The organism is Streptomyces sp. NBC_00466 (assembly GCF_041433995.1).
In the GTDB taxonomy this organism is placed as follows: domain Bacteria; phylum Actinomycetota; class Actinomycetes; order Streptomycetales; family Streptomycetaceae; genus Streptomyces.
Window position 1 is genome coordinate 5,563,111 of the sequence record NZ_CP107896.1, and the last position, 13,808, is coordinate 5,576,918.

At 72.5% G+C, this 13,808-nt stretch carries 10 protein-coding genes and 1 pseudogene; 9 read left to right on the top strand and 2 right to left on the bottom strand.

Annotation, left to right across the window (positions count from 1 at the left end; all coding sequences use genetic code 11):
• Window positions 1-33: 33 nt before the first annotated feature.
• The 9 genes and pseudogenes from OG210_RS24985 (at window position 34) to OG210_RS25025 (ending at window position 10,089) form a co-directional block, all read left to right on the top strand.
• On the top strand, window positions 34-1,701 hold the full coding sequence (locus OG210_RS24985) for an amidohydrolase family protein (protein WP_328325519.1): 1,668 nt from the start codon (window positions 34-36) through the stop codon (window positions 1,699-1,701).
• A gap of 86 nt (window positions 1,702-1,787) precedes the next feature.
• The gene (locus tag OG210_RS24990) at window positions 1,788-3,467 is read left to right on the top strand and encodes an ABC transporter substrate-binding protein (protein ID WP_328325518.1); all 1,680 of its coding nucleotides are present in this window, start codon (window positions 1,788-1,790) and stop codon (window positions 3,465-3,467) included.
• Window positions 3,467-4,414: an ABC transporter permease gene (locus OG210_RS24995; protein WP_328325517.1), complete on the top strand. Its 948-nt coding sequence runs from the start codon at window positions 3,467-3,469 to the stop codon at window positions 4,412-4,414. The genes OG210_RS24990 and OG210_RS24995 overlap by 1 nt, the downstream gene beginning before the upstream one ends.
• On the top strand, window positions 4,411-5,370 hold the full coding sequence (locus tag OG210_RS25000; protein ID WP_328325516.1) for an ABC transporter permease: 960 nt from the start codon (window positions 4,411-4,413) through the stop codon (window positions 5,368-5,370). The genes OG210_RS24995 and OG210_RS25000 overlap by 4 nt, the downstream gene beginning before the upstream one ends.
• Complete coding sequence (locus OG210_RS25005) at window positions 5,367-6,368, top strand: ABC transporter ATP-binding protein (protein ID WP_371538768.1); 1,002 nt, start codon at window positions 5,367-5,369, stop codon at window positions 6,366-6,368. Before OG210_RS25000 ends, OG210_RS25005 begins: the two co-directional genes overlap by 4 nt.
• Window positions 6,365-7,234, top strand: a complete 870-nt coding sequence (locus OG210_RS25010) for an ATP-binding cassette domain-containing protein (protein ID WP_328325514.1) — start codon at window positions 6,365-6,367, stop codon at window positions 7,232-7,234. The genes OG210_RS25005 and OG210_RS25010 overlap by 4 nt, the downstream gene beginning before the upstream one ends.
• A gap of 230 nt (window positions 7,235-7,464) precedes the next feature.
• Window positions 7,465-8,628: pseudogene (locus OG210_RS25015) on the top strand (lytic transglycosylase domain-containing protein); the annotation flags it as partial.
• 311 nt (window positions 8,629-8,939) lie between these two features.
• A complete protein-coding gene (locus OG210_RS25020; protein WP_328325513.1) occupies window positions 8,940-9,080 on the top strand; it encodes an SPW_0924 family protein in 141 nt (46 codons plus the stop codon).
• Window positions 9,081-9,090: 10 nt separating this feature from the next.
• Window positions 9,091-10,089: a DUF3068 domain-containing protein gene (locus tag OG210_RS25025; protein ID WP_328325512.1), complete on the top strand. Its 999-nt coding sequence runs from the start codon at window positions 9,091-9,093 to the stop codon at window positions 10,087-10,089.
• Between the two features lie 71 nt (window positions 10,090-10,160).
• Here OG210_RS25025 and hrpB read toward each other — a convergent pair whose 3' ends face one another.
• Both hrpB and OG210_RS25035 read right to left on the bottom strand, forming a co-directional pair.
• Window positions 10,161-12,743 carry an ATP-dependent helicase HrpB gene (hrpB, locus tag OG210_RS25030; RefSeq protein WP_328325511.1) on the bottom strand — a complete coding sequence of 861 codons (2,583 nt, stop codon included), beginning with the start codon at window positions 12,741-12,743 and terminating at the stop codon, window positions 10,161-10,163.
• A gap of 4 nt (window positions 12,744-12,747) precedes the next feature.
• A complete protein-coding gene (locus tag OG210_RS25035; protein WP_328325510.1) occupies window positions 12,748-13,587 on the bottom strand; it encodes a class I SAM-dependent methyltransferase in 840 nt (279 codons plus the stop codon).
• Window positions 13,588-13,808: the final 221 nt, after the last annotated feature.

A 13,808-nucleotide genomic window follows, 5' to 3' on the forward strand; every position in this document is an offset into this window, starting at 1 on the left:
TCCAGCACTGCCCATTCCCACTACGGAGGCCATGTGCCCCGCGATCACCACTTCGCCGACCTGGTCTTCACCGGCGGCCCCGTCCACACCGTCGATCCCGCCCGCTCCTGGGCCGGCTCCGTCGCCGTCCGTGACGGCCGGATCGTCGTCGTCGGCGACGACCGGGACGTCCGGCACCTCATCGGCGCGCACACGGAAGTCGTCGACCTGGCAGGGAAGTTGCTTGTCCCGGGCTTCCAGGACGCGCATGTCCATCCGGTCCTCGCCGGGGCCGGTCTGCGCAGTTGCGCCCTGTACGACCTGGAGCAGGCGGATGCCTATGTTGATGCCGTAGCCGTCTACGCCGCCGCGAATCCGCAGCGCGAGTGGATCACCGGCGGTGGCTGGAGCATGGAGGCGTTCCCGGGCGGCACTCCGCACCGCGCGATGCTGGACGCCGTCGTCCCGGACCGCCCGGTCGCCCTGCCCAACCGGGACGGCCACGGCCTGTGGGCCAACTCCCGCGCTCTGGAGATCGCCGGCATCGACCGCGACACCCCTGACCCGGCGGACGGCCGCATCGAGCGGGACAGCGACGGCGTCCCCACCGGCATGCTCCAGGAGGGCGCAGCCGACCTGGTGACCCGCCACATCCCGGCCACCACGGACGAGGAGTTCTACGAAGGCCTGCTCGAAGGGCAGCGCTATCTGCACGGCTTCGGCATCACCGGCTGGCAGGACGCCGCCGTCGGCAGCGCCTTCGGCCCCGGCGATGTGTACGGCGCCTACCTCGCCGCCGCCGGCCGGGGAACGCTCACCGCCCGCGTCCGCGGCGCCCAGTGGTGGGACCGGGACGGCGGACTCGAACAGCTCGCGGGCTTCGCCGACCGCCGGGAGCAGGCGGCCGGCGCGGGGGACGGGCGCGGACGGTTCCGGGCGGGGAGCGTGAAGATCATGCTCGACGGTGTCGCGGAGAATCACACCGCCGCGATGCTGGAGCCCTACTTGGACGGCTGCGGCTGTTCCAGCGGCGAGTCGGGGATCGACTTCATCGACCCGGGCAAACTCGGCGATTACGTCGGCGAGTTGGACGCGGCCGGATTCCAGGTGCACTTCCACGCGCTGGGCGACCGCGCCGTGCGCAGCGCCCTGGACGCCGTCGAGGAAGCGCAGCGGCGCAACGGCCGGCGTGGGAACCGGCACCATCTCGCGCACCTGCAGGTGGTCCACCCCGACGACATCCCGCGCTTCCGGGCGCTGGGCGCGACCGCCAACATCCAGCCACTGTGGGCGATGCACGAACCGCAGATGGACGAGCTCACCATCCCCTTCCTGGGCGAGCGCCGGTCCGGCTGGCAGTACCCGTTCGGCTCGCTGCTGCGCGCTGGGGCGATGCTCGCGGCGGGCAGCGACTGGTCGGTGAGCACCCCCGACGTGATGCTCGGAGCCCATGTCGCCGTCAACCGATGCGGCACCGAGGACGACCAGCGGGTCTTCGGCCCCGAGGAGCGGATCGACCTGGGCGCCGCCATCGCCGCGTACACCGCGGGCAGTGCGCGGGTGAACCACCTGGACGCGGAGACCGGTTCGGTCCGGACAGGCAAGTACGCCGATCTGGTCGTGCTGGACCGCGACCCCTTCGCGGGGCCCGCCCGGGACATCGGCCTCACCCGGGTGGAGCGCACCTACGTCGAAGGCGTTCTCGTGCACACCGCGTCCTGACCTCACAGTTCCGACCTCACCGTCCTGACCTCACCGTCCTGCAGGACCCCTCCCTCCCCTTCGCCGCCCTACGGAGAGGCACCACCATGCAGATCAAGGCACCCATGAAGGCGCGCCCGACCAGACGCATCCAGCTGCGCGCCGCCGTCCCGGTCGCGGCCCTCGCGCTGCTCGCAACCGCCTGCGGCGGATCCGGCGCGCACACCGGCACCTCCCCCAGCAACTTCAGCAGCACTCAGGTCACCACCGCTCCCGGCAAGGGCACGATCGGCAACCTCACCTGGTCCGGCGACTACCACGCCCCGTACTCCGAGGACCCGCTGAAGACCGCCGACTACCCCGAGGAGACCATCCTGGGCAATGTCTGCGAGCCGGTGCTGAGGACCGCGCCCGACTACAGCCTGAGGCCGGGCATCGCCAAGTCCTGGAAGCAGCCCGACGCCACCCACCTGGTGCTCGACCTGGACCCGCGCGCCGTCTTCAGCGACGGCCGTCCGGTCACCGCCGAGGACGTCGCCTTCAGCCTGGCGCGCAACCAGGACCCCAAGGTGGCCAGCAACTTCTCCGACAGTTACGACGACGTCAGCGCGATCAGGACCACCGGCCCGGCCCAGGTCACGATCACCTTCAGCCGACCCGACCACCTCTTCGTCCACGACCTGGGTGTACTGGCCGCCGCCGTCGTGGAGAAGAAGTTCGCGGTCAAGGCCGGGCAGCACTTCGGCAGCCCCGGAACCGGCGTGGTCTGCGCAGGTCCGTACACCGTAGGGTCCTTCGACGGCACCAACACCATGGTCCTCAAACGCAATCCCCGGTACTGGGACCCGAGCCGGGCAGGCAAGGCCGACAGCATCACCTTCAAGTTCCTCACCGACCCGTCCGCGCTGGCCAACGCGCTCGCATCGGGCAGTCTGCAGGGCGGCTTCGACCTGCCCGCTTCCGCCATCGGCAAGCTGAGCAGGACAGCCGGCGGAAAGCTCTACATCGGCGCCAAGGGATCCACGACCCAGAACATCGATCTGATCGTCAGCCGGTTCACCGGCGGCCTGGCCGACCGGCGGGTACGGCAGGCGCTGTCCATGGCCATCGACCGCAAGGCCATTGCCACCACCCTGTTCAGCGGCGCGGCCGACCCGCTGTACGCGGTGGCGGGCCCCGGATTCTGGCAGGGCAGCCCCGCGAAGGCCGCCTACTCCGCCGGGTACGACAGCCTGGCCAAGGCTCCCGATGTGGCCGCCGCCACCGCGCTGGTCAAGCAGGCACACGCCACCGGCAAGAAGATCACCATCGGCTACGCCGCCGGGACCCCCAGCCAGGCCCAGCTCGCCCAGGTACTGCAGCAGACCGGCAACGCCATCGGCCTGAACGTGAGGATCACCGGGCTGCCGGACCAGCAGTACGGACAGCTGTTCACCGACCGCAAGGCCCGCTCCGCCTATGACTCGTTCCTGACGGTCAACTACCTGGAGTTCCCCGAGGCCGCCACGATGTACGCCAGTTACGCCACCAGGACCGGCGCGCAGAACTTCAACGGCTACTCCGACCCCACCGTGCAGCGGGCCCTGCTGCAAGCCCAGGGCGCCGCGGACCCGCAGGCCCGCGCGGCCCACGTGCTCACCGCGCAGAAGGTGCTTGCGCGCGATCTGCCGTGGATCCCGATCGTCGCGCCGCGCGCCGTGCTGTTCCAGAGCAAGGCGGTCACCGGCGCGCCGCTGACCTTCTCCTACATGGCCTCCGCCTGGGCCGCGGCCATCGGTGCGCCCTGATGGGGCGCCTGCTGCTGTACCGCCTGGGCGGGATGGTCACCACACTGCTGCTCTCCAGCATGCTGGTCTTCGGCAGCCTCTACCTCGCGCCCGGAAGTCCGGAGAACGTCCTGTTCGGCAGCCGCGCGCCCTCTGCCGAGGCGCGGGCCGCGGTCCGCCACCAACTCCACCTGGACCAGCCGCTTCCGGTGCGCTACTGGGACTGGCTCACCGGCCTGCTGCACGGCGACCTCGGCCGCTCCATGGTCACCGGACAGCCCGTCAGCGACCGGGTGGGCGCCGGACTCGGCACCACCGTGCTGCTGGTGGGTCTGAGCATCGTGCTGGTGGTGCTGCTCGGGCTGACGCTCGGAACGGCCGCCGCACTGTGGCCCGGACGGGTGGACGCCGCCGTCAACGCCGTCACCTCGGTGTCGGTGACCGTACCGCCGTTTGTCGCCTCCACCCTGCTGATCTCGGTGTTCGCGGTACGCCTGGGCTGGTTCCCGGCGGCAGGCACCGGTACCGGGCCGGGCGGGACCGTGCACGGCCTGGTGCTGCCGTCCTGTGCGCTCGCGCTGATCTCGGCCGGCTTCCTGGCCCGGGTCACCCGCAACGCCCTGCGCGAACAGCTGGACCGCGAGCACGTACAGACCGCGCTGGTACGGGGCCTGCCGCGGCGGGTGGTGCTGCGCGACCATGTGTTCCGCAATGCCCTGCCGCCGGTGATCACCGCCGTCGGGCTGCTCACCTCCGGGCTGTTCGCCTCCACGCTCGTGGTGGAGTCCGCCTTCGCGGTGCCCGGCATCGGACAGCTCACCATCCAGTCGGTGGCGCAGAAGGACTTCCCCGTGGTGCAGGCCGTCGCGCTGCTGCTGGTCGGCGCGTTCGTCGTGTGCAACGCCGTCAGCGACCTGGTCCAAGCCCTGATCGACCCACGTCTGCGCACCGCGGGGAGGACCGCATGACCGCGCTCACCGATACCACCGGCTCCGTCGAAGAGGCCGCCGGCAGCGCCGCCGATGGCGTCCGGTCAGCCCCCTGGGCCGGCCGGCCCCGCAGGATCCGCGCGGCCCTCGGCGTCTCCGGGATCGCGGCCGCCGCCTTCCTGCTGCTCGTCCTGGTACTCGCGGTCGCGGCGCCGCTGCTGGCGCCCGCCGACCCCAACACCCAGAGTCTCCTGGACTCCTACGCCGCTCCGTCCGGCGCCCATCTGCTGGGCGCCGACGGCCTCGGCCGCGACATCGCATCCCGGCTCGTCTTCGGCTCGCGCACCAGCCTGCTCGGGCCCGCACTCGTCGTGGCGGTCTCGCTGCTGATCGGCATCCCGCTCGCGCTCGCCGGATCCTGGTACGGCGGAGCGGTGGACGCCGTCATCGCCCGTGTCTTCGACCTGGTGTACGCCCTGCCGGGGCTGCTGCTCGCGGTGCTCGCCGTGGCACTGTTCGGACCCGGGCTCACGCCGGCGGTCGCCGCGCTCTCCATCGCCTACATCCCCTTCCTCGGCCGGATCGTGCGCGCCGCCGCCCGCCAGCAGCGTGTCAGCCCGTACGTGGACGCGCTGGCCGTCCAGGGCTTCGGGGCGCTGCGCATCACGGCCCGGCACATCCTGCGCAACATCGCACCCGTGGTGCTCGGCCAGGCCGCCATCGCCTTCGGCTACGCCTTGCTGGACCTGGCCTCGCTGTCGTATCTGGGCCTTGCCGTGCAGGCACCGGGCTCCGACTGGGGCGTCATGGTCAGCGACAGCGACGCCCTGGCCAAGGGCTACTGGCTCACCGTCATCGCGCCCGGGGTGCTGATCGTGCTGTGCGTACTGGCGCTCACCGTGCTCGGCAGCCGGATCAGCGGCGAGCGCCCGCAACCGTATCTGCGTCGCCGCGCACCCCGCCGCGCTGTCCGAACCACCGGAGCCCCGTCATGACCGACACGACACCGCCCCCGCCGCTGCTGGAAATCGCCGGCCTCACTGTCCATCTCGCCGCGCAGGACACCCCGCGGCCGGTCCTCGACGGCATCGACCTCACCCTCGCCCCGGGCGAAGCACTGGGTCTGGTCGGCGAATCCGGCTCGGGCAAGTCGATGACGGTGCGCGCCGTCACCCGTCTGCTGCCGACCGGGGCCCGCTCCGAAGGCGTACTGCGCTTCGAGGGCCAGGACGTCGGCGCCATGGACGCCGCGGCGCTGCGCCGTTACCGGGACAACCGCGTCGGCATGGTGTTCCAGGACCCGCGAGCCCACATCAACCCGGTCCGGCGCATCGGCTCCTTCCTCACCGAAGCCCTGGTCCGCAACCGCGGCGTCAGCCGCAAGCAGGCCCAGGCGCGCGCCGAGGCCGTGCTCGCCGATGTCGGTATCGACGACCCGGCCCGGCGGCTGCGGCAGTACCCGCACGAGCTGTCCGGCGGCATGCTGCAACGCGTCATGATCGCCTCGGTGCTGCTGGCCGAGCCCCGGCTGATCCTCGCCGACGAACCCACCACGGCCCTGGACGTCACCATCCAGGCGGAAGTCGTGGGCATCCTGGACCGGCTGCGCCGTGAACGCGGCATCGGCATGGTCTTCATCACCCACGACCTGGACCTGGCACTCGCGGTCTGCGGACGCGTCGCGGTGATGTACGCGGGCCGGATCGTGGAGATCCGCGCCGCCGACGAACTGCACCACCGCGCCTCGCACCCGTACACGCTGGGACTGCTGGGCTCGCGGCCGTCCATCGATGCCCGGATGGAGCGGCTGGACGCCATTCCGGGACGCCCGGTCTCGGCGTTCGAAACGGGCCCCGGCTGCGCGTTCGCCGACCGTTGCGCGCACGTCCAGGACATCTGCCGGCGCAGCCGTCCGGAGCTGCTGCCCTTCCAGGACGGTCTGGTGCGCTGCCACCGGATCGCCGACATCTGTGCCCAGGAGGCGAGCGCGTGACCAGCGCCGTACAGCACCAGCCCGACCCCTCCGCGGCCGACGCGGTCTCCGTACACGGCCTGTGCAAGGTCTTCAGGGTGCCGGACGGCAGCGGCGGCCGGACACGCCACACCGCTGTCGCGGATGTCGGCTTCACCGTGCCGGCCGGCGGTTCGCTCGGCATCGTGGGGGAGTCCGGATCCGGCAAGACCACCATCGCGCGGATGCTGGTGGGCCTGGAAAGCCCCACCAGCGGCACCATCACCGTCCTGGGGCGCGACCGTTCCCGGCCGGGCCGCGGCGCCGCCGAACGCCGCCGCAGGGCGCGAGAGGCGCAGATCGTCTTCCAGGACCCCTACACCTCGCTGGACCCCATGCAGAGCGTACGGTCCGCGGTCGATGAGGTGCTGCGCCACCAGACCGACCTGACGGAACCCCAGCGTGCGGCCCGTGTGGACGAGCTGGTGGACCAAGTCGGACTGAGCACCCGCCAATCCAACGCCAGACCACGGGAGTTGTCGGGCGGTCAGCGCCAGCGGACAGCCATCGCCCGCGCTCTCGCCGCCGGGCCGCGGGTACTGATCCTGGACGAGGCGGTCTCCGCGCTCGATGTCTCCATCCAGGCGCAGATCCTCAATCTGCTCGCCGACATCCGGGCCGAGACCGGCATCGTCTACCTGCTGATCTCCCACGACCTCGCGGTGGTACGGCAGTTGTGCGACACCGCGCTGGTGCTGCGGCGCGGCCGGGTCGTGGAGCAGGGCAGCTGTGCGCAGGTGCTGGACGCCCCCGTGGACGACTACACCCGCGCGCTGCGCGCTGCCGTCCCGACACCCGGCTGGCGGCCCGGCGGGCAGGGGCCGTCCGCCGGGCGCCCCGGAGGGTGACTCCGGGCGGTCTCGCGACGCGGTGCCTGATGTGCGGGCCCGGCCCGGATTACTGGAGTTCCGGACGGGCTCCGGTCCGCACGCAGCCGCAGAAGGACGGCGGGCGGACCGGAGCTGAAGAATCGGTGAAAAGCGATCAGTGACCGGTGCCACGAGGGCGGTAGTTGTCGTAGTGTCACCGGAGTCCCGCGCTGGGGAGCGCGATCAGTCGACGCGGAGGGACCACACCTATGGCACCGCATTTCAGCAGCCGACTGCGCAAGGGGGCGACGGCGACCACGATGGCCGCGCTCGCGGTGGCGGCGATGACCGCTTCGCAGGCGCCGAACGCCATGGGCAGCCAGTCCCCGGACAACAGCAGGCAGGCCGCTGACGCGACGCCACCGTCAGGTACCCCGGTGAGCGGCGACTCCCCGTACTTCACCGACCTTCCCCCGCTGAACACCCCCGCCAAGCCGGCAACTCCCGTCACCACCCCGGCCGGAGCGGCCGCGGCCGGTATTCCGGCATCGGTGCTCGCCGCGTACCGGAAGGCGGAGCAGACCGTCGCGGGCACCGACCCCGGCTGCCATCTGCCGTGGGAGCTGCTCGCGGCGATCGGCAAGGTCGAGTCGGGCCAGGCGCGCGGCGGGCGGGTGGACGCCGAGGGCACCACGCTCAGCCCGATCCTCGGCCCCGTGCTCAACGGCGCGGGCTTCGCCAACATCTCCGACACCGACAACGGGCAGTACGACGGTGACGCGACGCACGACCGCGCGGTCGGCCCGATGCAGTTCATCCCGTCCACCTGGGCCACCTGGGGACAGGACGGGAACGGCGACGGCAAGAAGGACCCCAACAACATCTTCGACGCGTCGCTCGCCACCGGCCGCTACCTCTGCGCCGACGGCCGCGACGTAGCCGTCAAGCATGATCTGGACCAGGCGATCCTGGGCTACAACCACTCGCAGGAGTATCTGAGTACGGTCCTGTCCTGGTTCGAGTTCTACAAGAAGGGCACCCACGGCGTTCCGGACGGCACGGGCGTGCTGCCCGCCGGCACCGGGCCCGACGGCCAGGGGTACGGCGAAGGCGACAGTGGCAGGACGCCCGGTACCGGAACCGGTCCGTCCCGGCACACCCCCGCCCCGGCCCCCTCGCCGAACCGGTCGTCCAAGCCCAGCCCCAAGCCGACGAAGACCGACATCGGGACGATCTCCCCCGTGCCGGGCCCCAGCAGGAGCGGCAAGCCCTCGCCCTCCCCGCGCCCTTCGGGCAGCCCGAGCGGTTCGCCGTCGCCCTCGCCGAGCGGCTCCGGCTGCCCGACCCCCTCGCCGTCACCGTCGGACAGCGCGAGCCCTTCGCCGTCCCCTTCGGGTTCGCCCACCCCGTCGCCGTCGCCCACCCCGTCGGGCAGCGCGAGCGGTTCGCCCTCTCCTTCGCCGTCACCGAGCGGGAGCGGCAGCCCGTCCCCCTGCGCCACCGGCTGACCTGGCGGCGCCCGCGTCCACCGGCCAGCACGGCCAGCACGGCCGTTGTGGCCGACCGCAGACGACCGAGCCACTGAGCCCGGCCGCACACCCGAAAGCGGTGTGCGGCCGGGCTCTGTCGTGCCCGCCCGGATCCGGCCCGGGCAACAGGTCCGCACAACGTGTTCTCATCTCGCCGCCGCGTTGCTACGGTGCCCCATCCCTGACGATGCATCAGATCTCGTAGGAGGCCGTGCATGCGCGCCCTCGTCGCCGCCGCCATCGGGCTGGCCGTGGCCTTCGCCCTCGTCCTCACCATCTCGGCGGTCGGTTCACCCACCGGCAAGACCTCGCCCAAACCGCTGCTCACCACCGTCCCCGGCCCCAAGACCCAGTAGGAGGACGGCCATGCGCCGTAAAGCCAGTCTGGTGCTGCTAGCCTTCGCGGTCTTCTGCGCCGCCATGTCCCCGCTGCTGCGCTGGTACGCCTTCCCCCGGCTGGCGAAGATCCCGGCCAACCAGTACCAGGAGGAAGTCCTGCAGGCGAAGCCCGCGACCCTCCTCGACTACGGCACCATGCAGGCCAAGAAGGTCCCACAGGTGACCATCGTGCAGACGCTCCGGGGCAACGTCGCGGAATCCAACCGCATCGAGCAGAGCGCCGGACGTGACGTCGTCGTCTGGGACTCGCTGTCCTACGTCGCCGGACCCGACGGAAAGATGGTCTCCGAGATCCCCGAGCGGTACATCTTCGACGCGCACACCCAGGCACCGGTCCACGCGACCGGCGAGATGGTCGACGGCATCCCGGTCAACCGGGAGGGCATCGAGTTCAAGTGGCCCTTCCTCACCCAGAAGCGCGACTACGAGTACTTCGACGCGCAGACCCGTACCTCGTCCCCCATCCACTACCGGGGCACGGTGAAGTTCCACGGCCTCGACGTCTACTACTTCGAGCAGACCATCCCCTGGACCAAGGTGTCGATGCCCAAGAAGATGCCGGTCAAGGGCATCACCCCGGAGTCCGTCGCGAAGACCGGCACCACCCGCTGGTACTCCACCAAGCGGATGTTCTGGGTCGACCCCGTCACCGGTGCCCCCGTCAACGGCGAGGAGGTCCACAAGGAGGAGCTGCGCGGCGGCACCCTGCTGGGTGGCCGGGCGAAGGTCACCGCGTTCGCCGGGGATGTGAAGATGCGGCCGGACTACGTCAACTACACAGTCAACCTGGTCAAGTCGAACCGGCTGCTCGTGCTGCTGCTCACCTCGTACCTGCCCTGGGGCTTCCTGGGCCTCGGCATCTGCCTGCTCGCGCTGTCGCTCTGGCTGGAGGCGCGCAGCCGCCGGCCGGGGGAGCCCGACCGCCCGGACGCCCGGCTGACCGACCCGGAACCGGTCATCGCCTGATCCGGAAGATCCGTTCCGGTACATCCGATTCAGAAGCAGGGCAAGGCAGGCAAGGCAAGGCAAGAAAGGCCCTACCCCCGGTTCTGGCGTGCCTTCGTGTACCGCGTCGGCGCCGCGTCCGAAGGGTCCTCCGGCCATGGGTGCCGAGGGTAGCGCCCGCGCAGTTCCGCCCGCACCGACCGGTAGCCCTCCCGCCAGAACGACGCCAGATCGGCCGTCACGGCGGCGGGCCGCCCGGCCGGGGAGAGCAGATGCACCAGGACCGGCACACCGGCCACCGCCGGCGTCTCGGCGAGGCCGAACATCTCCTGGAGCTTCACCGCGAGCACCGGCTGCGGGCCGCCGTAGTCCAGCCGGATCCGGGACCCGCTCGGCACCTCGTACCGTTCGGGCGCCAGCTCGTCCAGCCGCGCCGCCTCGCCGGTCGCCCAGGGCAGCAGCCTGCCGAGCGCCTGTCCGGCCTCGGTCCGTGCCAGGTCGCTCCGCCGCCGCGCCCTGGACAGCTCGGGCTCCAGCCACTCGTCGGTCCGCGCCAGCAGCGCCTCGTCCGACACGTCCGGCCAGCCGCCGCCCACCTCCCGGTGCAGAAAGGCCAGCCGCTGCCGCAATTCCCGTGCGTGCGGCGTCCAGCGCAGCAGCCCGAGCCCCTCGCGCCGCAGCCCGTCGATGAGCGCCTCCCGTACGAGGCCGGGCGACGGGCTCTTCAGCGGCCGTACCGCCAGCTCGACCGCGCCCAGCCGCTCCACGCGCCGGGCCAGCACCTCACCGTCCGCCCAGCGGACCTCGTCGGCGGTGCCGAGCAGGTGCCCCGCCGCCAGCCGTGCGGTGTCCTCGTCGACGACTGCGGCCAGCCGTACCCGCGCCGACGCGGCGGTCGCCGGACGGTCGGCCACCGCCACCGCGATCCACGGCGCACTGCGCAGCCGCGACCCGGCCGCCGTCTCCGCCCCGGTCCCCGACACCATCAGGAACGTGCCCTCGCCCCTGGCCCGTGCCACCCGCTCGGGGAAGGCGAGGGCGGCCACCAGACCCGCCACAGCGTCGTCGCTGTCATGACCGCTGTCACCGTCATGCCCCCTGGCGCCGGCCCTGCCATCGGCCCCGTCCCGCGCACCCCGTCCCGTCCGTGCGCCGTCCACCCCCGACGCCAGTCGGCGGACCTCCTGGCGCCAGCGGCCCGCATAGCCGTCGCCGCCCGCGCGAGCGGCGCGCCAGGCTGCGGTGAGATCGTCCCCGTACTCCCTGGGCGGCTCCTCGCTGAGCAGCGCCACCACCTCCGCCGCCCGGCGTGCGCCGACCTCGTGTGCGCCGTCGAGGAGCGCCCGCGCGAGCCTGGGGTGCAGCCCGAGCCGTGCCATCCGTACGCCCCGGCGGGTGGCCCGGCCGTCCGGGTCCACCGCGCCGATCGCGGCCAGCACGTCGCGCGCCGCGCCCATCGCCCCGGCGGGCGGCGGGTCGAGCAGGGCGAGGCCCCCGGCCGACGGATCGCCCCAGCACGCCGCCTGGAGGGCGAACGCGGCGAGATCGGCGACCTTGATCTCGGGGGAGGGGAAGCGGGTGAGCCGGGTGTCCTCGGCCTCCGTCCAGCAGCGGTAGACGGTGCCGGGCGCCTCGCGGCCCGCCCGTCCCGCGCGCTGCCGGGACGCTGCCTGCGAGACCCGTACGGTCGTGAGCGCGCTCAGCCCGCGCGCATGGTCGGTACGCGGCTCGCGCGCCAGCCCGGCGTCCACCACCACCCGTACCCCCGGCACGGTCAGAGACGACTCGGCCACCGACGTCGCGAGCACCACCCGGCGGCCGGCCGATCCCGCGAGCACGGCGTCCTGCACGGCGGCGGGCGCGCGCCCGTGCACCTGGAGCACCTCCACGCCCAGGGCCGACAACGGCCCGGTCAACTGCCCGGCCACCCTGGTGATTTCACCGACCCCCGGCAGGAAGCAGAGCACATCCCCGGTCCGCTCGGCCAGCGCCCTCCGGACGACCGAGGCGACATGCGTGAGCAGGGCGGGATCCACCCGCATCCCGTGCGGGGGCCGCACCGGCCGGGCGGGCGGCGCCCACACCGTCTCCACCGGGTGCGAGACACCGTGTGCCTCCACCACCGGGGCGTCCCCGAGCAGCCTCGCCCACCCCTGGGCGTCGGTCGTCGCGGACGCGGCCAGCAGACGCAGCTCCGGGCGGAGCGCGGCCCGCACATCGAGGAGGAAGGCGGCGACGGTGTCCGCGTCGAGGTGGCGTTCATGGCATTCGTCGAGCATGACCACGTCCACCCCGGCCAGCTCCTGGTCACGCTGGAGCCGCTGGAGCAGAACACCGGTGGTGACGACCTCCACCACCGTGTCCGGCCCCACGGTCCGCTCGCCGCGCACGGTGAACCCGACCCGGCCGCCGGCCTGCTCGCCCAGCAGCCACGCCATCCGCCGCGCGGCGGCCCGGGCGGCGATCCGGCGCGGCTCGGCGACGATCACCTTCCGCACCGGGCGGTTCCCGGCCGCACCCCCGACGAGCCCCGCCAGCACCAGCGGCACCAGCGTGGTCTTGCCGGTGCCGGGCGGCGCGCAGAGCACGGCGGCGCCGTGCGCGTCGAGGGCCCGCTCCAGGGCGGGCACGGCGGTACGGACGGGAAGCACGTCGAGCGCGCCGGTACGGATCACCGGGTCAGTCTCGTACGTCGTCCCGTACGCAGACGAAAATCGCCGAGCCGGGAATCAGCTTCCCGCGCAGCGGGGACCAGCCGCCCCACTCCGACGTGTTCCACTCGGGCCACTGCGGCTCGACCAGATCGGCCAGCCGGAAGCCGCCCGCCAGCACGTCCCGCACCCGGTCACCGAGGGTGCGATGGTGCTCGACGTACACCGCGTTCCCCCGCTCGTCCTGCTCGACGTACGGGGTGCGGTCGAAGTAGGAGGACGTGGCCGTGAGGCCCTCGGGACCCGGCTCGTCGGGGAAGGCCCAGCGGATCGGGTGGGTGACGGAGAAGATCCAGCGCCCGCCGGGCCGCAGCACCCGGTGGACCTCCCGGAACAGCTTCACCGGGTCCGCGACGAAGGGCACGGCGCCGTACGCGGAACAGGCCAGGTCGAAGGAGCCGTCGCGGAACGGCAGGACCGACGCGTCGGCCGCCACCAGCGGGACCGAGGCCACACCCGGCCGGTTCTCGCCGATCCGCAGCGCGTGCTGGAGCTGGCGGTGGGAGACGTCGAGGGCCACCGGGTGTGCGCCCTGGGCGGCCAGCCAGCGCGAGCACTGGGCGGCCCCGGCGCCGATCTCCAGGACGTCCAGTCCCTTCAGTCCCTCGGCCGGGCCCAGCAGCTCGGCCTCCACCTCGTCGAGGCCCTCGGGCCCCCAGACGAAGCGGTCGTCGCCCAGGAAGGAGCCGTGCTCGGTCTGGTACTCGTCGGCGTTCCGGTCCCACCAGCCCCGGTTGGCCCGGCTGCTCTCGGTGTCCCCGGCGTCACGGCGTGTCGCCTCGGGCTCGTTCTCGTACTCTTCGCTCATCGTGCCAGTCTGTATCGTCGGTTCCGGCGGCAGTCGTCGCGGTGGTGTCCGGCGGCGCCGGAGAAATCGGCGCAGGGACAGTGCCGGGCCGATGTGGCCTCGTACAACTGAAGTTGTGCCGGGATTGGTGCGATCCGCCCTGGGTGTGCGCCTTCGCGCATTGACCGTGTCCGGCCGTCCCCGTATGCTACAAGTTGCGCTGCGAGCCTGCGCTCCTCAGA

Coding starts and splice junctions, on each gene's coding strand:
- OG210_RS24990 (WP_328325518.1), top strand. CDS start 1,788: ATGCAGATCAAGGCACCCATGAAGGCGCGCCCGACCAGACGCATCCAG.
- OG210_RS24995 (WP_328325517.1), top strand. CDS start 3,467: ATGGGGCGCCTGCTGCTGTACCGCCTGGGCGGGATGGTCACCACACTG.
- OG210_RS25000 (WP_328325516.1), top strand. CDS start 4,411: ATGACCGCGCTCACCGATACCACCGGCTCCGTCGAAGAGGCCGCCGGC.
- OG210_RS25005 (WP_371538768.1), top strand. CDS start 5,367: ATGACCGACACGACACCGCCCCCGCCGCTGCTGGAAATCGCCGGCCTC.
- OG210_RS25020 (WP_328325513.1), top strand. CDS start 8,940: ATGCGCGCCCTCGTCGCCGCCGCCATCGGGCTGGCCGTGGCCTTCGCC.
- OG210_RS25025 (WP_328325512.1), top strand. CDS start 9,091: ATGCGCCGTAAAGCCAGTCTGGTGCTGCTAGCCTTCGCGGTCTTCTGC.
- OG210_RS25035 (WP_328325510.1), bottom strand. CDS start 13,587: ATGAGCGAAGAGTACGAGAACGAGCCCGAGGCGACACGCCGTGACGCC.